This window comes from Streptomyces flaveus (genome assembly GCF_014647675.1).
Taxonomy (GTDB): Bacteria; Actinomycetota; Actinomycetes; order Streptomycetales; family Streptomycetaceae; genus Streptomyces; species Streptomyces flaveus.
Genome location: NZ_BMPQ01000004.1, coordinates 329732 through 349685, shown reverse-complemented (window position 1 = coordinate 349685; position 19954 = coordinate 329732). Strand labels below are relative to the sequence as shown.

23 protein-coding genes are annotated in these 19954 nt (G+C 70.5%); 16 read left to right on the top strand and 7 right to left on the bottom strand.

Annotated features, from left to right (window positions below):
• Positions 1-329 precede the first annotated feature (329 nt).
• Positions 330-959, bottom strand: coding sequence for an NADPH-dependent F420 reductase (locus IEZ21_RS11005; RefSeq protein ID WP_189321683.1), 630 nt, complete (start codon positions 957-959; stop codon positions 330-332).
• Between the two features lie 220 nt (positions 960-1179).
• Between IEZ21_RS11005 and IEZ21_RS11000 the strand changes: the two genes are divergently transcribed.
• Both IEZ21_RS11000 and IEZ21_RS10995 read left to right on the top strand, forming a co-directional pair.
• Positions 1180-1920: a DUF4142 domain-containing protein gene (locus IEZ21_RS11000; RefSeq protein WP_189321682.1), complete on the top strand. Its 741-nt coding sequence runs from the start codon at positions 1180-1182 to the stop codon at positions 1918-1920.
• Positions 1921-2018: 98 nt separating this feature from the next.
• Entirely contained in the window at positions 2019-2771 is a 753-nt protein-coding gene (locus IEZ21_RS10995) for a YqjF family protein (protein ID WP_189321681.1), read from the top strand.
• A gap of 3 nt (positions 2772-2774) precedes the next feature.
• Here IEZ21_RS10995 and IEZ21_RS10990 read toward each other — a convergent pair whose 3' ends face one another.
• Complete coding sequence (locus IEZ21_RS10990; protein WP_189321680.1) at positions 2775-3776, bottom strand: alpha/beta fold hydrolase; 1002 nt, start codon at positions 3774-3776, stop codon at positions 2775-2777.
• 353 nt (positions 3777-4129) lie between these two features.
• Here IEZ21_RS10990 and IEZ21_RS10985 point away from each other — a divergent pair, with 353 nt between their 5' ends.
• The 3 genes from IEZ21_RS10985 (at position 4130) to IEZ21_RS10975 (ending at position 7662) form a co-directional block, all read left to right on the top strand.
• On the top strand, positions 4130-5551 hold the full coding sequence (locus tag IEZ21_RS10985; RefSeq protein ID WP_189321679.1) for a S1 family peptidase: 1422 nt from the start codon (positions 4130-4132) through the stop codon (positions 5549-5551).
• Between the two features lie 35 nt (positions 5552-5586).
• Positions 5587-6771 carry a damage-control phosphatase ARMT1 family protein gene (locus IEZ21_RS10980; protein WP_189321678.1) on the top strand — a complete coding sequence of 395 codons (1185 nt, stop codon included), beginning with the start codon at positions 5587-5589 and terminating at the stop codon, positions 6769-6771.
• A gap of 126 nt (positions 6772-6897) precedes the next feature.
• The gene (locus IEZ21_RS10975; RefSeq protein ID WP_189321677.1) at positions 6898-7662 is read left to right on the top strand and encodes an ankyrin repeat domain-containing protein; all 765 of its coding nucleotides are present in this window, start codon (positions 6898-6900) and stop codon (positions 7660-7662) included.
• 12 nt (positions 7663-7674) lie between these two features.
• On the opposite strand, the gene IEZ21_RS10970 is transcribed toward IEZ21_RS10975, so the two are convergent.
• Positions 7675-8850, bottom strand: coding sequence for a PucR-like N-terminal domain-containing protein (locus tag IEZ21_RS10970; RefSeq protein ID WP_189321676.1), 1176 nt, complete (start codon positions 8848-8850; stop codon positions 7675-7677).
• 153 nt (positions 8851-9003) lie between these two features.
• Here IEZ21_RS10970 and IEZ21_RS10965 point away from each other — a divergent pair, with 153 nt between their 5' ends.
• Together IEZ21_RS10965 and IEZ21_RS10960 are read left to right on the top strand one after the other, a co-directional pair.
• Positions 9004-10158: a PucR-like N-terminal domain-containing protein gene (locus IEZ21_RS10965; RefSeq protein ID WP_189321675.1), complete on the top strand. Its 1155-nt coding sequence runs from the start codon at positions 9004-9006 to the stop codon at positions 10156-10158.
• Between the two features lie 70 nt (positions 10159-10228).
• Positions 10229-11110, top strand: coding sequence for a poly(ethylene terephthalate) hydrolase family protein (locus IEZ21_RS10960; protein WP_106972328.1), 882 nt, complete (start codon positions 10229-10231; stop codon positions 11108-11110).
• 25 nt (positions 11111-11135) lie between these two features.
• Here IEZ21_RS10960 and IEZ21_RS10955 read toward each other — a convergent pair whose 3' ends face one another.
• From IEZ21_RS10955 to IEZ21_RS10945, 3 genes are all read right to left on the bottom strand, one after another.
• Positions 11136-12098, bottom strand: coding sequence for an endonuclease/exonuclease/phosphatase family protein (locus IEZ21_RS10955; RefSeq protein WP_189321674.1), 963 nt, complete (start codon positions 12096-12098; stop codon positions 11136-11138).
• 241 nt (positions 12099-12339) lie between these two features.
• Positions 12340-12534 (bottom strand): antitoxin, encoded by a 195-nt coding sequence (locus tag IEZ21_RS10950; protein ID WP_033319322.1) that lies wholly within the window; start codon positions 12532-12534, stop codon positions 12340-12342.
• 102 nt (positions 12535-12636) lie between these two features.
• Positions 12637-13317, bottom strand: a complete 681-nt coding sequence (locus IEZ21_RS10945) for a ribonuclease H family protein (RefSeq protein ID WP_189321673.1) — start codon at positions 13315-13317, stop codon at positions 12637-12639.
• 240 nt (positions 13318-13557) lie between these two features.
• Here IEZ21_RS10945 and IEZ21_RS10940 point away from each other — a divergent pair, with 240 nt between their 5' ends.
• The 6 genes from IEZ21_RS10940 to IEZ21_RS10915 all read left to right on the top strand — a co-directional run bounded on the left by IEZ21_RS10940 (position 13558) and on the right by IEZ21_RS10915 (position 17456).
• Complete coding sequence (locus tag IEZ21_RS10940; RefSeq protein WP_189321672.1) at positions 13558-14481, top strand: MurR/RpiR family transcriptional regulator; 924 nt, start codon at positions 13558-13560, stop codon at positions 14479-14481.
• A 150-nt stretch (positions 14482-14631) separates the two neighbouring features.
• On the top strand, positions 14632-15015 hold the full coding sequence (locus IEZ21_RS10935) for a hypothetical protein (protein WP_189321839.1): 384 nt from the start codon (positions 14632-14634) through the stop codon (positions 15013-15015).
• A gap of 116 nt (positions 15016-15131) precedes the next feature.
• Positions 15132-15815 carry a TetR family transcriptional regulator gene (locus tag IEZ21_RS10930; protein WP_189321838.1) on the top strand — a complete coding sequence of 228 codons (684 nt, stop codon included), beginning with the start codon at positions 15132-15134 and terminating at the stop codon, positions 15813-15815.
• Positions 15816-15930: 115 nt separating this feature from the next.
• Positions 15931-16338 carry a Zn-ribbon domain-containing OB-fold protein gene (locus IEZ21_RS10925; RefSeq protein ID WP_246567561.1) on the top strand — a complete coding sequence of 136 codons (408 nt, stop codon included), beginning with the start codon at positions 15931-15933 and terminating at the stop codon, positions 16336-16338.
• 78 nt (positions 16339-16416) lie between these two features.
• Positions 16417-16926 carry a mycothiol transferase gene (locus IEZ21_RS10920; protein WP_189321671.1) on the top strand — a complete coding sequence of 170 codons (510 nt, stop codon included), beginning with the start codon at positions 16417-16419 and terminating at the stop codon, positions 16924-16926.
• 101 nt (positions 16927-17027) lie between these two features.
• Complete coding sequence (locus IEZ21_RS10915) at positions 17028-17456, top strand: DUF2267 domain-containing protein (protein ID WP_189321670.1); 429 nt, start codon at positions 17028-17030, stop codon at positions 17454-17456.
• Here the strand turns inward: IEZ21_RS10915 and IEZ21_RS10910 are convergent.
• Positions 17443-17787, bottom strand: a complete 345-nt coding sequence (locus IEZ21_RS10910) for an STAS domain-containing protein (protein WP_189321669.1) — start codon at positions 17785-17787, stop codon at positions 17443-17445. The genes IEZ21_RS10915 and IEZ21_RS10910 overlap by 14 nt on opposite strands.
• A 246-nt stretch (positions 17788-18033) precedes the next feature.
• Between IEZ21_RS10910 and IEZ21_RS10905 the strand changes: the two genes are divergently transcribed.
• The 3 genes from IEZ21_RS10905 to IEZ21_RS10895 all read left to right on the top strand — a co-directional run.
• On the top strand, positions 18034-18678 hold the full coding sequence (locus IEZ21_RS10905; RefSeq protein ID WP_189321668.1) for a phosphoribosyltransferase: 645 nt from the start codon (positions 18034-18036) through the stop codon (positions 18676-18678).
• The gene (locus IEZ21_RS10900) at positions 18675-19583 is read left to right on the top strand and encodes a polysaccharide pyruvyl transferase family protein (protein WP_189321667.1); all 909 of its coding nucleotides are present in this window, start codon (positions 18675-18677) and stop codon (positions 19581-19583) included. Before IEZ21_RS10905 ends, IEZ21_RS10900 begins: the two co-directional genes overlap by 4 nt.
• Positions 19584-19647: 64 nt before the next feature.
• A partial coding sequence (locus tag IEZ21_RS10895) for a DUF3040 domain-containing protein (RefSeq protein ID WP_189321666.1) occupies positions 19648-19954 on the top strand: 307 nt, incomplete at its 3' end.

Sequence of the window (19954 nt, the reverse complement as noted above, 5' to 3'; positions counted from 1 at the left end):
TACGACATGGCCGGCGATCCGGCAGCCGATGCCAGGAGGAGAATTCATGGGCGTGCAGCGCCTGCCTGATCCCGTCATCAGCAGGGCACCTGCGCCGCGGATCGACCCGGCCGCGCTGGAGGCCGCGTTACGCGAGCGAGTCGACGGCGAGGTGCGGTCCGACGCGGGCAGCCAGGCATCGTGCTGGACGAGCGGAGCCGAGAGTGAGGGAGCGACCAGCCACAACGAACCCACAGCCGCGACACAACGTGTCGCCCCCTTGTGGGGGCCTGGGGCACAGCCCCCGTTTCGGGAAGGGGCGGGGCACTCCCACACCAGCCGCACCGCCGTCAGACGGCGGCGTGCACCAACGCGTCCAGTTCCGCGGCGGACAGTTCGGCGGTGAAGGCGGTGGTGTCGGGCTGGTGCCTGCGGCCGCCCCGGCCCAGGTAGCCGGCGTCCACCGGGTCGAAGCCGAGGCCGCGGATCAGGCCCGCGACCACCGCCTTGGCCTCTTCGTCGTCGCCGGACAGGGGGATGGCGAGCCGTGCGGGGTCGCCCTTGGGGCGGCCGCGGTCGCGCAGGTTCTGCCAGTGGATGGCGTTGAACGCCTTGACGAGGTCGGCGCCTGTGAGGGCCCGTAGCTTCTCGCTGGAGGTGGTCCTGTCCTCGTCCAGATCGGGGTCGTGGCCGTCCCGTTCCGGGAAGTAGTTGCAGGCGTCGACCACGACCTTGTCGCGCAGCTCCGCGATCGGCAGCTCGTTGATCCGCCCGTAGGGGATCGCGACGACGACCAGTTGCCCGAACCGGGCGGCCTCCTGAGCCGTGACGGCCCTGATCGGGCCGTTGATCTGCGAGACCAGGTCCTTCAGTGTCTCGGGGCCGCGCGAGTTGGCGATGGTCACCTCGTGGCCGATGCCGGCCAGCCTCCTGGCGAGTGTGGAGCCGACGCGACCGGCTCCGATGATCCCGATGCGCATGGTGTTTCCCCTGCCGGTGTCTGCGGGCGGTCGCTGGAATCTCCCGCGATCTCCAGACGGAGTTTCCGGATAAGCGCTGACGAAACGACCGCCGAGAAGACCTCACGCCCGTTTGCGCCACCCAAAGTGACGAAACAGTCACCTTGGGTGTGAATGGTCAGCATCAGCCCTTTGTGGGCGCACCGCACAACCTCATACAGACGAGACGAACGGATGCACCATGCATGTGAAGCGCTGGGCTCCCGTGGCCCTCACCTTCCTCGCCCTGTCCGGGACGTCCGCCGCGCCCGCGATCGCCGACGAACGGCCCGAACTCCCCAGGCCCGATCGTTACTTCCTGCGCGCGGCGCACCAGGGCAACCTCGCAGAGATCGCCGCCGGCTGGGACGCCCGGCGCCACGCCGCCACCGACTGCGTGAAGCAGGCGGGCGCGACCCTGGCGACCGACCACGCCCGGCTGGACGAGCACGGCAAGGCCCTGGCCGACAAGCTGGGCGTCCCCCTGTCCGGCATGCTCACCGCCACCCAGCGGCAGGAACTCGCCGCAGTCAAGGCCAGGGCCGGCACCACCGAGTACGACGAGGCCTGGCTCGACTCCCGGCGGGCTGCGCACAAGACGGCCCTGGCGCTCATCGACCGGCAGCTGGACTCGGGCTCGAACCCCGAGGTCAGGGCCGCGGCGCGGGCCGCCCGGCCAGTGGTGGCCAGGCATCTGCGAATGATGCGCGCAGACACCTGCCGTACGGAGCCGGAGTCGGAGTCGGAGTCGGCGTCTGCTCCCGCGGCCATGCACGCGAATTCCGGCACCCACTCTGCCGCCGACGCGAATGCCAGCGGTCAGTCGGCCGCCGACAACCGGGAAGCCATCCTGGGCGCTGCCGCACTGGGCAGCGGCGGTGTGCTCATGGTCATCGGCTGGCGCATGGCCGTCGCACAGCGGCGCTCCACGGATGAGCACTGAGACGAAGAGACGAAGCACAGCGGGCACTGAGATGGGCGCCAAACAGTCATGCCCACATCGCCGCCCGCCGCCACCGCCCCCTCTGCCATCCTGGCCTCGTGCCGCAGCCGAGCCCCGTCACCCCCGACGCCCCCACCCCGATACGCACTCCCCTCCTCACCCAGCAGTGGCTCGATCTCGCCTTCGTCCACTGGGCCGTCGAACCGGCCCTCGTGGCGGGCCTGTTGCCGAGGGGAACCGTTCCCGACACGCATGACGGCGTGACGTACGTCGGGCTCGTCGCCTTCCGGATGCACCGGGTCGGCTGGCTGCGTCTGCCCGGGGTGCCGTATCTCGGGACCTTCCCGGAGACGAACGTGCGCCTGTACTCGGTGGACGCGCACGGGCGCCGCGGTGTCGTCTTCCGCTCGATGGACGCCTCACGGCTGATCCCGGTGGTGATGGGCCGCGTCGGCTTCCGGCTGCCGTATCTGTGGTCCCGGATGACCGTCCGCGCCGCCGGCGACACCGTCACGTACACTAGTTCCCGCCGCTGGCCCGGCCCGCGCGGCGTGTACGGCCGCATCGCCGTACGGACCGGTGAACGCATCGAGGAACCAACCGAGTTGGAGCACTTCCTCACCGCCCGCTGGGGCATGCACAACGCCTTCTTCGGCTCGGCGTCGTACCTCCCGAACGACCACCCGCGCTGGCCCCTTCACCGCGCCGAACTGCTCACCTGCGAGGAGAACCTCATCACGGCGGCCGGCCTGCCCGCCCCGAGCGACGCCCCGGTCAGCGTCCTGTACTCCCCCGGCGTCCCGGTCCTCCTCGGCCGCCCGTCCCGCCCGGCGGGCATCCCGACTCCGTAATGATCACCGAACGGTGAGGCGGAGTGAACCCAGCCATGCGACCAGGAGCCGGCCCACTTCCTCGGGACGTTCCTGCTGCACCCAGTGGCCGCAGTCCTCGAGGACATGGGAGGAGACCAGGCCGGGGAGGGTCGTCGGGAAGGCCTTGACCGCATCGCCCAGCCAGGCGAGGGAGGCGTCCTTTTCGCCTGCGAGGAAGAAGGACGGTTGGGTGATCGGGGCTCCGTCCCACTCGGCGAGGTCCTCCCAGTCCCGGTCGACATTGCGGTAGCGGTTGAGCGCTCCAGTGAGTCCGGTGCGCTCGAACTCGCCCGCGTAGTAGTCGAGTTCCGCGTCGGTGAGCCAGGACGGCCGGGCCTTCACGAATCGGTCGGACAGCTGTCCGCCTTCGGGGACGAAGAAGACGCTGCCGTCCCCTGACGTGGGCATCGTGTCGGCCGACAGCGTGGCGTAGAAGCCCGCCAGCCAGCCCCGTACGTCCGGCTCGATCTCCGCCTCCGCCCGGCCGGGCTCCTGGAAGTAGCTGACGTAGAACTCCTCGTCCCCGCCGATCATGGCGAAGGCGTCGGTCGGCCGGATCGCGTTCCGTGGTGCGTACGGGACGCCGAGCAGTCCCACGGCGGTGAAGACGTCCGGCCGGAGCAGGGCGGAGTCGGCCGCGATGGTCGAGCCCCAGTCGTGGCCCACGATCACGGCGGTCTCCTCGCCGAGGGCGCGTACGACCGCGACGTTGTCCTCGACGTGTGCCGTCATCCGGTACGCCGCCACGTCGTGCGGCTTGGAGGAGCGCCCGTACCCGCGTACGTCGACGGCTACGGCACGGTAGCCCGCCGCCGCGAGCGCGGGGAGTTGGCTGCGCCAGGAGTACCAGGACTCGGGGAAGCCGTGGACCAGGAGGACCAGCGGGCCTCTCCCCTGCTCGACCAGGTGGATACGGCCACCGGGCACGTCCACCAGCCGGTGCTGCGCGCCCGCCGGGGTGTACGGGTCCGTGACGTGCGGCATACGTCCTCCTCGGAGTCGGCGATCATCCACTGATCTCGATCGTCGTGGGCACAGCCGCGACGACGCGACCGAAGTTGCCACTTCGGCAACAACACGGGTGCTGCACCGCGCCCCTAAGGAGGCCGCAGGCCCTCCTTAGGGGCGCGGGGAACTGCGCGATCAGCCCCCACCGGCCCGCAGCCTCATCACTGCCCTTCCAGCGGAGCGCCTACGTCGAGATCCGGCCAGCTCGGAAGAGTGGGCGGGTCCGGTGAACCGGACGGTATGCCGGCACGTACTCAAGGAGGGCGTCCACCCTGCGTGGGCGCCCGCGCGGATGACGCTGTGTCAGGACAGGCGTACGGGAGCCATGGATGAGGCATGCACGACGGAACGTTCAGCAGTTCGCACGGTTCGCCGCCATCGGCGGGCTGGTCTGCGGAGGGCTGATGGTCTCGCAGGCCATGGCGAGCGAGACGTCGACCGAGCCGGACCGGCCGGGCGCCGCGAGCCAGGCCGCCAACACGGGTCGGGGGCTCGTCTCCGAGCTGGGCACCGAGCGCACGGCGGGTACGTGGCTCGATGCCGACGGGCGCCCGATGGTCGCGGTGACCGACGAGGAGGCGGCGGCCGACGTACGCAGGGCGGGCGCCGGGGCCAAGATGGTGGACCACAGCATGAGCGAACTGCGGTCCGCCACCGCCACGTTGAAGGACTCGCCCCGCGTGTCCGGCACCTCGTGGTCGATGGACTACGCCAACAACCAGGTGGTCGTACGCGCGGACAGCACCGTCTCCGCCGACGAGTGGTCACGGCTGACCAAGGTCGCCGAGAGCATCGGGAAGTCCGTACGGATGGAACGCATCGACGGCACGTACACCACCCGCCTGAACGGCGCCGAGCCGCTCTTCGCCGGCGCGGGCCGCTGCTCGGCGGGCTTCAACGTGACCAACGGCCGGGCCGACTTCATTCTGACGGCGGGCCATTGCGGTCCCGAGGGCACCACCTGGTTCTCGGACCAGCAGGGCACCCAGCAGGTCGGGACGACCACCGACGTGGAGTTCCCCGGCACTGGTGACTACTCCCTCATCCGGTACGACACCGGCACCGTGCTCGAGGGACCCGATGTGGTGGCCGTCGGCAACGGCCAGGGCGTGCGGATCACCGGTGCGGCCGATCCGGCCGTCGGGCAGAAGGTCTTCCGCAGCGGGAGCACCACGGGGCTCCAGTCCGGCGAGGTGACCGGCCTGGACGCGACGGTGAACTACCCGCAGGGCACGGTCACCGGGCTGATCGAGACCACGGTGTGTGCCGAACCTGGCGACAGCGGCGGCCCGATGTTCGCCGACGGCACGGCGCTGGGCATCACCTCGGGAGGCAACGGGGACTGCGACAACGGCGGTACGACGTTCTTCCAGCCGGTCACCAAGGCGCTGGACACCCTCGGTGTACAGCTGGCCGCCGATCCCGATTCGGCGGGCGGCCAGCAGGCGACGCCCTCGGCCCGCGACGACAACGCGGGCGCGGGCGACGACGCCGACAACGGGGCGGGCGCGGCCGTGCCGCCCGGCGGGGCCTCGACCGCGCCCGGAGGTGTGGGGTCGGTGGAGACGGTGCCCGAGGGCGGGGCGGACGACGACGCCTCGTCGCTGGTCGCGCGGATCGCGGAGTACCGGAATCTCGGGCCGGGGCTGCTGGTCATCGCCGGAAGCCTGATCGCGCTGGTGGCGATCCAGATCCGTATGGAGCGGGGACGCAGGCGGTACCGCAGCGAGTACTCACAGAGCTGGGGCTGACGTGAGCGCCGTACGGTGAACGGTTTACTGGAGGAATGACACTTCCCGGTCCAGCATCCGACGACCATGACCACGCCCCTGTCATTGTCGGCACCGCCGGCTCCTTCGCGCGGAGTGTGCTGGACGAGCGGCATCCGGCCCTCATCGAGCGGGTACGGCAGGCCACGCCGTACCCGCCCGAGCAGCAGCGCGCGCTGGACGCCCTCCTGGAGGAGATCACCGAGGGAGTGATCGAGCCGCTGGACGAGGCTGAACCGGGCGCCGGGCAGTGGCGGGACGAGCCGCACTACGGGCAGCGCTGGCCGGACGTCCCCTTCCTGTGGGCGGAGAGCTTCTTCTACCGCAAACTCCTGGCCGCCCTGCGCTACTTCACGCCGGGCCCGTGGCAGGGTGTCGACCCCTTCGCCCCGTTCAAGAACGCCGAACTCGCGAGCTCCAAGCTCGACGACGAACTCTCCGCACTCGACCGCCTCCCCCAACTCCCCTCGGAGGAACAGGACCGCACGCTCCTGCACTCCTCCCTCTGGGGCAACCGTGCGGACCTCGGCTTCCAACTGTCCGCGGGCGCCGAGGGCTTGGGCGCACGCGTACCGGGACTCGTGGTGGACGACTCGGCCGAGCTGTGGCGGATCCTGGCAGTGGCTCGGCCCGGCATGGTGTGCCTGGTGGCTGACAACGCCGGACCCGAGCTGCTCCCCGACCTCGTACTCGCCGATCATCTGCTGACCACGCGCCGCGCGGCCTCGGTCATGCTGCACCTCAAGCCGTACCCGTACTACGTCTCCGACGCCACCACCGCCGACGCCCTCGCTTGCCTGGACCGGCTGACCGCCGCGTCCGGTCACGCGGCGGACGTCGGCAAGCGGCTGCGGCAGGCGATGACCAGCGGCCGCCTGATCCTGCGGACCCATCCGTTCTTCTGCGCGCCACTCCCCTACGCGTTCATGCCGGACGACCTCCGCCGCGACTTCTCGACCGCCAGGCTCACGATCATGAAGGGCGACCTCAACTACCGCCGCCTCGTGGGCGACCGGCACTGGCCCGCCACGATCCCCTTCACCGAGGTCACCGCGTACTTCCCGGCCGCGGTAGCGGCGCTGCGCACGCTCAAGTCGGACGTCGCCACGGGTCTGGCGCCGCACGCACTCGAGCAACTGGACGCGACCGGGGAAGCCTGGCGGACGAGCGGAACGCACGCTCTGATCCAGGTGAGTGTCTGACCCTTCGCCTCGACAGCCTGGAGACCGAGTGCGTGGGCTGGTCCCGAGTCCGGCATCGTGGGCGTTCGTTTTCTGGCAGGCTCAGGTCATGCGTGGAGGGTTTCGGCGCTGGGCTGGAGGCTTGTGATGGAGACGCTCGACTCGCGGGATCCCCTGTCCGTCGCGGTGACCGAGGCGATCCGTGGAGATGACGTGGCGGCGCTGCGGCAGTGCCTTGCCAAGCATCCCGGCCTCGCCACCGCGCGGATCGTCGAGCGCGGCCCTGGTGCCGGGAGCCGGACGCTGCTGCACATCGCCGCGGACTGGCCCGGTCACTTTCCGCACGGCCCCGCGGTGGTCGCCACGCTGGTGGCGGCGGGTGCGGATCCCAACGCCCGTTTCGACGGGGCCCATTCGGAGACCCCGCTGCACTGGGCGGCGAGCAGCAACGACGTTCCCGTGCTCGACGCGCTCGTCCAGGCGGGCGCCGACATAGAGGCCCCGGGTGCCGTGATCGGCGGCGGTACGCCGCTCGCCGACGCACGCGGTTTCGGCCAGTGGCGGGCCGCGCGCCGGCTCGTCGAACTCGGGGCGCGTACGACGCTTCAGGACGCCGCGCCGCTCGGTCTGCTGGACCGGGTGAAGGCCTTCGTGGAAGGCCCCGGACCGGCCGACGACAAGCCGGCCGAGCAGGAACCGGTCGACCACGACGCCCTCACCCGTGCCTTCTGGGGTGCCTGCCACGGCGGCCAACTGGCCACCGCCGAGTACCTGCTCGTGCACGGCGCCGACCTCGACTGGATCGGCTACGACGACAAGACCCCGCTCGACATCGCCCGCGCCTCGGACGCCGACGCAGTCGTTCGGTGGCTGCGCGATCAGGGGGCGAAGGGGCGCGCCGAACTGCCGTGAGTACCGGCGCGCTCAGCGGACTTCCGGCGACAGCAGCCACGTGAGTACGAGCATGGTCTCCAGGTGTCGTTCGGGATCCGGGCAGGTGCCGTCCGTCAGCTGGGTGATCTGACGCAGGCGGTAGCGGACGGTCTGCTCGTGGACGTGGAGGCGTTCGGCGGTGAGGACGGCGTTGTCTCCGCAGCGGAGGTAGACCAGCAGGGTTTCGAGGAGGGGTTCCCGGCGGCGGGGCGGGAGTTCGAGCAGCGGACCGAGCAGGGTGGTCGCGGCGGCTTCGAGGAGGTCGCCCGACTGGAAGGCGGTCAGGACGGCCAGGTGGTCGACGCAGCGCAGCGGCGCGTCCGCGGACAGCACCCCGCGATCGACCAGGTCGAGTCCGCGCCGCGCCCAGCGCAACGACACCGCGCCCTGGTCCACGGGCACCGCGGGCCCGAGCGCCCCGCCCTTGGCCTTCGGAAGCCAACGCGGGCCAGGGTCACGGGGGTTGGGCAGGATGAGGTACGGCGCGGCGGGGCTGCGGTCGGCGAGCACCTCGGGCGGCAGGACATGCATCTGCGGGTGGTCCCCCGGCGGCAGGGCGAGCACGGCGAGGGTGCGCGGCAGCTGCCAGCCGGCCGCCGCGGCCAGCTCGGCGAGCGGCTGCGGCCCTTGCCCGGGCTCGGCGACCAGCGCGTCCCGCAGCCGGTCCCGCTGGACGTCGACCGGGTCACGGCCGCACACGTCGGCGTACCCGCGCGAGGCCGCCGCGATGACCGTACTCATCAACTCGAAGGCGTCCTCGGTCATCGTCCCAAGGACGGACTCCGGCCAGCCCTCGCGGTACGCGTCCTCGATGAGCCGGCGGCACGCCACCCGCCCTCCCAGGTCGAGCGCGTCTCTCAGCATGTCGAGGGGGTGGCCGAGGCGGCCGTGCTGGGCGCCTATGGCCTCGTACAGGGCGATGAGCTCGGCGATAGTGGCGGGGCCGGGGCGGGGCACGTCGTGGAGCGAGACGAAACAGCTCACCGTCCGGTCGATGACCTGACGTACCGAAAAGCCGTCCGTGTCGTCGGCGATGTGCGTGTAGTCCGGCAGCCCGGAGCGTACGGCCTTCTCCATCTCGTCGACGACGGCCGGCATCTGCCGCAGCAGCATCCGGCGCATCTCGCCCGGGAGCGGATCGGCGTCCTGTGCGTTCGCGAGGGTCAAGGTGCCTCCCGTGGATTCCCGTGGGGCTGAACAATCCTGCGTGACTCCTGTGACGTACGCCAGATTTCGCGCGAGCGCACGGCGAAGGTGTCATCCGCCTTACACTCCAGACCACGATGACTCACCTTCTCGTGCTAGCAAGGGAGTTGCCACGTGTCAGCTGCTGAGCCGTTCTTATCCAGGCGTCCGTGGCACGAACTGCCGCCGGCCCTCGCCCCGCGTCTGCGCACCCGGCTGCCGGAGCTCACCACGGAGATGGTGCAGGCGATCCGCCGGGAGGTACGCGACTATCGGCAGCCGTTCGGCTCCGCCGTGGCCCGGGATGTCGCCGAGGCGGTGCGGCTGGCGGCCACCCAGTTCACCGAGCTGGTCGAGGAGCCGGATGCGCCGCAGCACCACTATGTGCCGCGCTTCAGAAGGCTGGGCAGGCTGGAGTACCTGAGCGGGCGCGGTATGGATGGGCTGCAGGCCGCGTACCGTATCGGCGCCCGGGTGGCGTGCCGCCGCTATGTGGACGTGGCGCGGGACGCGGCGCTGTCGGGAGAGATCGCCGTTCCGCTGAGCGAGGCCGTGCTCACGCATATCCACGCGATGGCCGGGGAGTCGGTGACGGGTTTCGAGGAGGCGCGGGCCGGTGCCGCCGACGACGTACTGCGCAGCCGTCGTCTTCTCGTGGCACGGCTGTTGCAGCGCCGCCGCGATCCGCTCGCGGAACCGCTGCCGGACCTGGCCCGCAGGGCCGCCTGGCCGCTGCCGGAGCGGGTCCGCTGCGTGCTGCTTCCCGCCTCCGTCAAGGTGCCCGGCCTCGATGCGGACATCCTGCGAGTGACCAGGGACGATGAACTGCATCTGGTGGTGCCCGACGAGCGACTGCTGACGGCCTTTCAGGACACCGGTGCGGCGGTGGGCCCGGCCGTCCCCCTGGAGGAGGCCTGGATCTCGCTGCACTGCGCCCGGCTTGCCCGGCGCCTGGGGCGGACCAGCGCCCAGGACCACCTCGCGGAGCTGCACCTGCTGCACGGTTCCCCGATCGGAAGTCTCCTGGCCGACCAGGTACTTGAGCCGTTACGGGACCTCCCGCCGGGCAAGGCCGGGCGCCTCACGGAGACGCTCGACGCGCTGCTCGCCTCCACCGGACGTACCGCCCCGGAGGTCGCCGCCGCGCTGGGCATCCATCCGCAGACGGCCCGCAACCGGCTGCGTCAGCTGACCGCGCTGTACGGCGACCGGCTCGACGATCCGGCGTTCCGCTTCGACGCGCAACTCGCGCTGCGCAGCAGGTCGACAGGGCATTCCTCGCTCCTCTGACAAACTCCCGTACAGAATTCAGCAGTTGAACGAGAAGCGGTACTGAACTTCTGTCAGCATGCTCAGCCGCATGAGACATGCGAGCACCCGCACCGTGAAACGACTCGGTCTGCTCTCCGGCGCCGCCGCCCTGGCGGTGACCGGTGCGAGCCTCCTCCCCCAGCAGGCGGAGGCCGGCCCCACGGACTTCCAACGGGGTCCGGCACCCACCGAGCAGTCCATCACCGCCGAGCGCGGCCCCTTCGCCACGGCCCAGACCACGGTCGACGGCCCGAACTTCAACAAGGGGACCGCCTACTACCCCACCGACACCAGCCAGGGCACGTTCGGAGCCGTGGCGATCAGCCCGGGGTTCGCGTCGCCGGAGGCCGTCGTCAGTTGGTACGGCCCCCGCCTGGCGTCCCAGGGTTTCGTCGTACTGACCCTGGAGACCAACTCCGGCAGCGACCTGCCCGACTCCCGGGCGACCCAGTTGGTCAACGCGCTCGACTTCCTCGTCCAGAGCAGCTCCGTGAAGGACCGTATCGACCCCAACCGCCTTGCGGTGATGGGTCATTCGATGGGCGGGGGCGGCTCGCTCAAGGCCTCGGAGCTGCGTCCTTCACTCAAGGCCGCCATTCCGCTCATGCCGTGGAACAACGACAAGACCTGGCAGGGCGACCGGGTACCCACGATGATCATGGGTGCCCAGAACGACGCCATCGCCTCGCCGGCCTCGCACGCGAAGCCGTTCTACGACAGCCTCACATCCGCACCGGAGAAGGCGTACCTGGAGCTGAGGAGCGAGGGCCACCTGGTCGCGGTCTCGCCCAACGTGACGATCGCGAAGTACAGCATCGCCTGGCTGAAGCGGTTCGTCGACGAGGACGTGCGCTACGAGCAGTTCCTGTGCCCGGCCCCGACAGCGAACCTGCAGATCAGCGAGTACCGGAACACCTGTCCCACGGGTTAGCCGGACCGGCCACGGAGCACACGGCTCAGCCGGCCCGGTCACGGAGCACGATCTCCGCCCAGAGGGAGTCGTGGTCGGAATAGTCGCTGTGCTCGGTCTCGCTCCAGTTGACGGTGGCGGACGGGGGGGCGAAGAGGTAGTCGATCTTTTTCAGGCCGAAGGTCGCCTCACCGGCCCGGCAGGGCACCGTCCAGTTGTTCATGTGGTTGCCGCAGGGACTGTCGGCTTCCTTGAACTCCCCCGCCGCCCCGTCCCCGTAGTCACGGTGGTAGAAGCTGTCGGTGGGCGCGGCATCCGGCGTCGTGTTGATGTCGCCCATGAGGAACTTCTGGTATCCGCGGTAGGTGGTGGCCAGAAGCCGTTTCGCCTCGGCGGCCTCCATCCGACGGGCTTCCTGGAGCTCGGGAGCGGAACCGCTCGACATATGGATCGAGCACACCGCCAGGCGCCGTGCCTGCGAGCGTACGCAGAGCATTTCGCGCTGTTCGCGACCGGCCGGCGAACCGAGGTCGTGGCCACCGCCCGCCTCAGGCGTGAAGCCGAGGTCGTTGCGGTAGAGGAGGGCGTTGCCGAATGCCGAGTCGTGCCAGCACTTCGCCGGAGTGCCGACCTCGGGCACCACCGGGTCGAACACCGCCGTATAGCCGGGCAGTTGGCTGTCGAGCCGCTCCGTCCAGTCCTGGCATCCCTCCTGGATGGACACGAAGGCCGGCTGACGGTCCTTGACGGTGCGTACGAAGTCGTCGGCCGCCTCTTCGCCCGCCGTCCCGTACTTCTTGTTGCCGCCCGCCATGTTGAACGTGCCGAGCCGGTACGTCGTCGCGGCCGGGCCCGCCTGGATGGGCGCCGGGCCGGGCGGTGCGGGCTCCGGGTTCGCCCGCAGGGGTGCCGCGCTGGAGGGCAGGCCGACGAGCAGGACGAGGGAAGCCGCCGCCAGGACGACCCGACGGCGGGACGAAGGCGGGGCAAATCTCGTTGACGCTGCCATGTACGCAGTGCCCCCCTCCTGCTCCGCTGCCCCACCACCATGGCACAGCGCCATCCTGCGCTGGAACAACAGGAGTTCTGGTCAGGTGATCCACGCGGTGGCCGAAACTCGCCGTTACCGCGGGCATAGTCGACCAGGCCGCACCGTGGGGCGTGGAGGGGGCACTCGTTCGTCACCGCCGCGGACATGAGGGACCCCGTCACCCCGGAGGTATCGCCCCCAGGGCCACGAGGGGCCGGGGTCAGGACTGCGGCGGGCGGTCCTGACGCTGCTCGCCGCCGAACTGGTCCTTGAGCTTGTCCTGGGCGGTGTCGACCTGACCGCTGTACTTGCCCCGGGTCTTCTTGTCCACGAAGTCGCCGCCCTTGTCGATGCCCTTGGACGTCTGCTCCGGGTGGCCCTTCAGCATGCTCTTGATCTTGTCCATCATGGACATGAGACATCCTCCTGATCAGTGCACCCCCCACCCATCCAGGGTCACCGCAGGTGGGGGGTTTCGCATCCCAGGGAGGCAGGGTCGAGCCGGGCCGCCGGAGGGCTACGCCTCCGTACGACACTCGGGGTGGCCCCAGCCGTCGGGGTTCTTGGCGATGGTCGCGCCCGCCGCGTAGGGGCGACCGCAGCGGCAGCGGCCCGGGAACTTGGCCTTCAGCGTGCGGGACGACGAGGCGGAGGAGGAGGTGCGCTTTCGAGCGGGCGCGGCCTTCTTACCGCCGCCGGACGGGGGCGGCTCCGGCGATCCCTGCTCGCTGCCCGCCGCTTCCTGGACGAAGGCGGCCTGGCTCGCGGCCCGGTCGGCGAAGTCGTTGAGCGGGTCCCCGCCGACCTGGTGCGCGGGTACGTAGCGAAAGTCCACCTCGCGGCCCGCCAGCAGCTCGTCGATGCGTACGACGAGGTCCTGGTTGGCCACCGGCTTGCCCGCGGCCGTCTTCCAGCCGTTGCGCTTCCAGCCGGGCAGCCAGCTCGTGACGGCCTTCATCGCGTACTGCGAGTCCATCCGGATCTCCAGCGGCACGCCCGGCTCGACGGCCGCCAACAGCCGCTCCAGCGCGGTGAGTTCGGCGACGTTGTTGGTCGCCGTCCCCAGCGGTCCGGCCTCCCACGCGACGGGGGTCCCCGTCGCGTCGGCGATCACCCAGGCCCAGCCGGCGGGTCCTGGGTTTCCTTTCGACGCCCCGTCACACGCGGCGATAACGCGTTCAGCCATGCGTACGATCATGCCAGAGCGCTCCGCTGGGTTTTGCGGTTCGAAGCTGCGGCTCGTTTCGAAGCTGCGGGTCTGTCGTGGCTGGTCGCGCAGTTCCCCGCGCCCCTGAGAGGCCTGCGGCCTCCCTAGGGGCGCGGTGCCGCACCGGACGTCGACAAGCGGTACCGCACCGGACGTGCGCAGGCGGATCACCGTCCGTCCCTCATGCCTCGCTGTATGTTGACCACTGTGGGAGACCAAGGAGGCGCACCGGTGCCATCGCCGCAGCGGGCTCGCGCGCAGGCGTCCGCGATCAGTTCGGGAAAGCCGGTGCCCGAGGCGGAGGCCGCTCCCACGTCACGGTTGCGGGCGCTGTTCGACGGGCCCCGGCTTTCCCCCGGCCAGCGGCGTATCGCCCAGTACCTGATCGAGCACATCACCGAGGCCGCGTTCCTGTCGATCACGGAGCTCGCCGACCGAGTGGGCGTGAGCCAGCCCTCGGTGACGCGCTTCGCGACGGCGGTGGGTTTCAGCGGCTATCCCGCCCTGCGCGAGCGGCTTCAGTCGATCGCGCTCAGCACGCTCGCGTCCGCGCCCGACGCCGCCGAGGAGACCCGCCCGAACGAGCTCCAGGCGGCCGTCGACGCAGAGATCGACAACCTGGAGAACCTGCGGCGCGACTTCGCCGATCCCGAGCAGGTGATCGAGGCCGGCCGCGCGCTGTCGCAGTCGACGCCGCTCACGGTCCTGGGCCTGCGGATCTCCGGCTCGCTGGCCGAGTACTTCGCGTACGCCGCCCGCCGTATCCACCCCGATGTCCGGCTTGTGACGCGGGGCGGCAGTGTCGCGTACGACGCACTGCTGCAGTCTCGCGAGGCGGGCGGGAGCTGGGTGCTGGCCTTCTCCATGCCACGGCACGCGCACGAGACGCTCACGGCCCTGCGGGTCGCCCGGCGCGCGGGCCTGCGCGTCGCCCTGATCACCGACCTGGCGCTCGGCCCGCTCGCCGACGAGGCGGACGTGGTGTTCGCCTCCGGCACCGGCTCGCGCCTCGTCTTCGACTCGTACGCCGCGCCCGGCGTGATGTCCGCGGCCCTGCTCCAGGCGATGACCGACGCGGATCCCGAGCGCACACAGGCCCGCCTCGACGAGTACGAGCAGGGCGCGGAACAGCACGCGTTCTTCCTCAAGGACTGAGTGGTCGCCTGCCGCAAGGCGTGATTCTGGCGTATTCAGCGATGCCTTCACATGAATTTTTTCATGCGCTTGCGTACCCGACGGTATATATGAATACTTCTCGCTGATCGGGAGTCCCCCGAACCGCCCGCCGCCCCGGAAGCGATGACGATGTCCCTGACGTACTCACCGATCAGCACGGACTGGCCCCGCCAGGTGAAGACGCCCGGCAACCGGGACTGGGAACGATCGGCGGCCAAGTGGCTGCGCGAACTGGTGCCGTCCCGCTACGGCAGCTACCCGCTGCTGATCCGCGAGCCCGTTCTGCTCGCCCGCCACGCGCAGATCCAGCTCCAGCAGGAGATACGGGTCGTCCGCACCGCGCTGCACAGCGCCCGGGCGGAGCTGCCTTCCATGGGGATGCCGGAGTCCGTCATCGAGCACACCATCAAGCTGTACGCCGCGGAACTCACGCAGCTGAACCACATCGCCCGCGCCGTACGCGTCGTCACCCAGGCCCTGGTGGACGGCAACAGCGGACGCACCGGACGCTGAGCCGACCAGGCGCCGCACCGCGACGCATGGCACTGAGTTCCCTGCGAACAGCGCACCGAGTGCCATTTCGCCTGGCCGATGCTAGGTTTCCGCACATGACCGTTCCCAAGCCGCCGATGCGGGACGCGCTCGTGGCGGCTGCGTTCCGGTTGTTTCTGGAGCGGGGGTACGAGCAGACCACCGTCGATGACATCGTGGCGCTCGCCGGGGTCGGACGGCGGTCCTTCTTCCGGTACTTCCCGTCGAAGGAGGACGTGGTCTTCCCGGACCACGAGCGCTGTCTGGCCGATATGACCGAGTTCCTGGGCCGAGGCGGCGACGAGCACGATCCGGTGGCGCGGGTCTGTGACGCGGCGCGGCTCGTACTGCGCATGTACGCGGAGAACCCGACGTTCTCCGTTCAGCGTTACCGCCTCACCAAGAAGGTCCCGGGACTGCGCACGTACGAACTCTCGGTGGTCTGGCGATACGAGCGGGCCCTCGCCGAGTATCTGCGCCGGCGCTTCGCGGGGCAGCCCGACGGAACCCTGCGGGCCGATGTGATCGCTGCGGCCGTCGTCGCCGCGCACAACAACGGGCTGCGGTCGTGGTTGCGTTCGGACGGCGAGAGCGACGCGAGCGCGGAGGTCGACCATGCGCTCGCCCTTGTGCAGCGGACCTTCACTCCAAGCGCCGGGCCCGATCCCGCGGAGGACGTCGAGGACGTCGTCGTGCTCGTCTCCCGGCGCGGGGCGCCGATGTGGCGGGTGGTCCAGGAGATCGAGGCGACGCTGGGACACCCTCCCGACCGACAAAACTGAGGGAACTGAGTGCCTTTACGGGTGGCACTCCGTGCCATACGCTGGATTCAATGCGGCGCACAGCAGTTGCGCGCGCATCACATCAGATTCCGGCCCAGTGCAGGGAGATGACATCGTGTTCCACCCGGGAAGCCGGACCACGGCGGGCGTACTCGACGCGGAGACGGCGACGACCACGAAACCGGCCGAAGAGGGGCTCCGCTACCAGCGTTGTCGCTGGTGCGGGACCGCCATGTTCCACCGGCTGCTCTGTCCGGTCTGCGCGGGCAGCGACCTGCGGACGGAGCGGAGCGCGGGCCTGGGCGTCGTACGCCACGCCACCATCGTCCAGCGCAACACCCCCGGCGCCCGCAATGTGTCCCTCGTCGAGCTGGCGGAGGGGTTCACGGTGCGGGGGCGGGTGCAGGGCCCGCTCATCGCGATCCGTGTCGGTGACCGCGTACAGCTCACCACGGCCGCGGACCCGGTGCGCCGCGAGCCGGTGTTCAAGCTCTGCGAAGAGCCGTACTCCGGCTGGTTCTGACCGGTCTTCCGGCGCGCGCGAGCGGCCCGCGCGGGACACTGACAGGGTCAGCTGCCCGCGCGGAGCGTGGAGGATCCCATGCAAGCCAAGGACGTTCTCGTCGACGCGTACAGCCGCATCCAGGAGGAGGTCCACGCCGTCGTCGACGGACTCTCCGCGGACGAACTGAACGCCCGCATCGACGACGAGGCCAACTCGATCACCTGGCTCGTCTGGCATCTCACCCGCGTCCAGGACGACCACGTCGCCGATGCCTCCGGCCTCAAGCAGGTCTGGCTCGCACAGGACTGGGCGGACCGCTTCGGCCTGGGTCTCCCCCGCAGGGACACGGGTTACGGTCACACCTCGTCGAAGGTCGCCAAGGTCCGCGTGGACTCGGGCGACCTGCTCCTCGGCTACCACGACGCCGTCCACGAGCAGACGCTGACCTTCCTGCGCGACCTGGACGACGACGAGCTCGACCGCGTCGTCGACGAGAACTGGTCCCCGCCCGTCACCCTGGGCGTCCGCCTGGTCAGCGTCCTCTCCGACGACCTGCAACACGTCGGGCAGGCGGCGTTCGTACGGGGAGTCCTGCAAGCGCGTTGAGGGCCGTGTATTCGGCGGCTCCAGGGACACTCGCGTGATGTACGGGTCCGCCGGCCATGCCGGAGGAACACGGGCCCACGCACGCGGAGGAGTCGGGAACCATGCGGCACGACGAGCTGATCTCAAAAGTGCGGGAGCGGGCCGACCTGCCCGACCGGAGTTCCGCCGAGCAGGCCACGCGGGCGGTGCTGTCGACGCTGGCGGAGCGCATACCCGTCGGGCTTGCCGACCATCTGGCCGCCCAACTGCCCGCGCCACTGGGCGAGTCGATGCGAGAGAAGGTGTCCTCGCCCGCCGGGAGCCCTGAGCGGCGCGGCTCCGGTGAGCGCTTCGACCTGACCGCGTTCGCGGGGCGGGTCGCCTGGCGTGCCGGTGTGCCCGAGGATGCCGCACTGCGGGAGGCGGTCGCGGTCTTCGAAGTCCTGGACGCGGCGGTCTCACCCGAGGAGATGGAGAAACTGGCGCGCGTCCTGCCCACGGACATCCGTACGCTGCTGCCGGTCGCCCGGGCGGACATCACTGAGGCGTAGGGGGCACGTCCGGGGCGATGTCGAATATGTCCGAGAGCCGGGTCAGCCGCAGGAGGCGCCTGTGGCGCGGGTCGTCGAGGACGAGGAGCAGTCGGCTGCGCTCGCCTCGTAGGCGATTGCGGATCCGGCACAGCAGGGACAGGCCGCTGCAGTCCAGGAACGTGACCTGCCGCAGATCGAGCACCAGCTGTCGGGGCTGTGTGTCGCACACGGCGTCGAGGGAGATCATCAGCTCCGTCGTGGCCAGGAGGTCCAGCTCCCCGGAGAGTTCGATGACCGTACTGCCGCTCAGCGTCCGCTTCCGGAGGCCGTACGTCGGTTGCTGCACCATCGTCCCCACCCCCTTCGGGGTGCGCGCACGTGCGTCGTCATGGCGTGGAGGGACGAGTGGGACAGCTCTCCCTTGGAGCCCTTGGGGTGCGGCTACCCCCTGTGGGCCACGCCAATCGATTCAGTCGTACACGTGGAGGCCGCGCCCCTCGTTCCGCATGGCCCACGATCGCGGGGGTACTCGGCGTTCGCCCTGCCCCCTCACCACCAGGGAGAACGCACTCGGAGGGCGGAAGGAGTGGAGCCCATGCGATTCCGTGACCGAAGGCAGGCCGGTGCGGCCCTGGCCGAACGGCTGCTCGTGCGGCGGGAGGAAGGGGCGCTGCCCGATCCGGTCGTGCTCGCCCTGCCGCGCGGTGGCGTCGTGGTGGCCGCCGAGGTGGCGCGGGTGCTCGACGCCCCGCTGGACGTGCTGGTCGCCCGCAAGATCGGAGCGCCGTTCCAGCCGGAGCTCGGCGTCGGCGCGATCGCCGGGGACGATGAACCGTTCTTCGACGAGCGGGCACTGGACCGGCTCGGGCTGAGCAAAGCGGCCCTGGAGCCCATCGTGGAGCAGGAGCGGGACGAGCTGCACCGGCGCGAACAGCTCTACCGCAAAGGCAGGGCGATCCCCGAACTGACGGGCCACACCGCCGTCGTGGTGGACGACGGCGTGGCCACCGGAGTCACCGCGCTCGCCACCCTGCGTTCCGTACGGCGCCACGATCCCGGCCGTGTCACGCTCGCCGTCCCGGTGTGCTCGCCGGAGGCGGCCCTACTGGTGCGGGAGGAGGCGGACGAGGTGGTCTGTCTGCACGAGCCGGTGGCGTTCATGGCGGTCGGGCTCTGGTACGAGGAGTTCGACCAGGTCACGGACGACGAGGTGCTCGACGTCCTGCACGGGTTGTCGTGACCGGACAGAGGGTCCTGCTCACCGGGTGGTTCAGCTTCCTGGACGGGGAGGCCACGGCCGGTGACGTACTCGCGCTGCGGCGGGTGGAGCAGGCGCTGGCCCGCGAGGGACTGCCGTACGACACGGTGTGGAGCCCCGGTTTCCAGCCCGAGGCCCTGCACTTCGCAGACGTACGGCCGGATGCGTACTCCCACCTGGTGTTCGTGTGCGGGCCGCTGCACGGGCCCCAAGTCGCCCGGCTGCACGATGAGTTCAGGGCCTGCTGGCGTATCGCGGTCGGTGTCTCCGTGGTCGATCCCGACGATCCCGCCGCCACCGGGTTCCACCTGGTGCTGCCGCGGGACGCTCCCGGTACGGATCCGGCGTTGGACCTGTCGGCGAGCGCCCCGATCGGCCGGCCCACGCCCGTCGTCGGGGTGATCCTCACGTACGGCCAGCAGGAGTACGGGTCTCGTCGGCGGCACGGCGAGGTGGCCGACGCGGTGACACGGTGGCTCGCGGGCAAGGACTGCGCGCCGGTCGTGCTGGAGACGCGTCTCGATACACGGGACTGGCGGCTGGACTCGACACCCGAGCAGTTCCAGTCCGTGCTCGCCCGCCTGGACTGCGTCGTCACCGACCGACTGCACGGGCTGGTGCTCGCGCTGCGGACCGGGGTCCCGGTGCTGGCGGTCGATCCGGTCGCCGGTGGCGCGAAGGTGACCGCTCAGGCGCGCGCCTGCGACTGGCCGGCCCTCGTTCCGGCCGAGCGGCTGGACGCCCGCCAGCTGGACCGCTGGTGGGACTGGTGCCTCACGTCGGGGCGGGCCGCGGCTCGGCAGAGCAGGGACGAGTTCCTGCACGAGCCTGTCCGGGACGGCGTGCCCGGGCTCGTCGAGGCGCTGTCGGGGCGCCCGTCCGGTTAGTTAGTTCGCCGGAGCGCGGGGCACTCGTGGCCATCGAACACCGCCCGTCGTAGAAGGAACGAAAATGGCGACAGGCCGACTCCCCGATCGCGAACAGCGCATTCTGGACGAGATGGAAGTGGACCTGCGACGCGACCGACGGTTGCGTCGCAGGCTGCGCACCCTACAAATCAAGCGACGGCTCAACCCCGCACGGGCCGCCGATTACCAGCCCCGCGTACCGACCGTCGTGCTCCTGTTGTCGGTGTCGGTGGTGCTGATGGTGGCGGGTATCCGTACCTCCGAGCCGGTCGTGATCTGGGCCTTCGCCGTGCTGTGGCCGCTGACGCTGTTCGGAGGCTTCCGGCTGTTGTGCCGGTGGACGGAGCCAT